The sequence below is a fragment of the Curtobacterium sp. MCBD17_021 genome (assembly GCF_003234525.1).
GTDB lineage: Bacteria > Actinomycetota > Actinomycetes > Actinomycetales > Microbacteriaceae > Curtobacterium.
This window is the reverse complement of record NZ_QKTS01000032.1, coordinates 1-1,125: the sequence shown is the minus strand read 5'-3', so window position 1 is coordinate 1,125 and position 1,125 is coordinate 1. Positions and strand designations below refer to the sequence as shown.

General features: G+C 66.8%; 1 protein-coding gene. It reads right to left on the bottom strand.

Features of this window, described 5'->3' with window-relative positions; genetic code table 11:
- Positions 1-1,055, bottom strand: a protein-coding gene (locus tag DEI83_RS15655) for an IS3 family transposase (RefSeq protein WP_258371256.1) whose coding sequence is annotated in 2 segments (ribosomal slippage) — positions 1-776 and positions 776-1,055 — 1,056 coding nt annotated over the 2 segments. Because the reading frame shifts where the segments join, the coding sequence is not laid out codon by codon here. This gene is flagged as partial in the annotation.
- Positions 1,056-1,125 lie beyond the last annotated feature (70 nt).

Genomic DNA, 1,125 nt, shown 5'->3' with positions numbered 1-1,125 from the left:
GGTGATGATCGCGAGTCGGAGTTCTTCCCGGGTTGCCCAACGTTTCCGGTTCAGGACGTTCTTCTGCAGGAGCGCGAAAAACGATTCCATCGCCGCGTTGTCCGCGCACGCACCGACTCGGCCCATCGACCCGAGCAGCCCGGCGTCGCTGAGCGCGCGGACGAACTTCTTCGACCGGAACTGGCTGCCCCGGTCCGAGTGCACAACAGTCCCGGCCGGGTTCCGGCGGTCCACCGCCATATGCAGAGCCGCGACGGCGAGCGAGGACCGCATCCGATCGCTGATCGAGTAGCCCACGATCCGACGCGAACAGGCGTCCTTCACCGCACACAGATAGAGCTTCCCCTCACCCGTCGGATGCTCGGTGATGTCCGTCAACCACAGCTTGTCGAGGTCCGGCGCCGTGAACGCACGTCGAACCCGGTCGTCATGCACCGGCGGCCCGGCCTTGCGATTCAGGCCGCGCTTCTTCGCATGCAACGACCACAGCTGCTGCTGCGAGCACAACCGCCACACCCGACGCTCGGACACCCGATGGCCGGCTGCATGCAGGTCGTCGGCGATGAACCGGTACCCGAACGTCGGGTCGTCGCGGTGCGCGTCGATCGCGGCGTTGGTGAGGTGCGCGTCCGCCCAGTCGCGATCGGTTACCGGACTGGCACGCCACCGATAGAACGCCTGCTTCGAGAAGCCCAGCACCCGGCAGGCCACCGCGACCGGGATCCGGTCGGCGGCGAGTTCGAGGACCAGCGGGTACATCATTTTGGGAGATGCGCCTGCGACAGATACGCGGTCGCCCGACGGAGGATCTCGTTCTCCTGCTCGAGGAGCCGGATCCGTTTCTGCGCGTCCCGCAGCTCCGCCTGCTCGACCGCTTTCGCCGACGGCGCCGCTCCAACACTGATGCCGTCGTCACGGTGCGCGAGCCGCAACCAGCGGGCCAGGCAGGACTCGGAGACACCGAAGTCCCTCGCGACCTGCCGCACCGACGACTCACCCTTCCGGGCCACCGCGATCACGTCACGGCGGAACTCTTCCGGATACGCCTTCACCATGGCGCACATCCTTCCAGCAGGAGCCAACGCTCCTACCCGTCAGGAGTCAACCAAACCTGCAGCAGTCCCT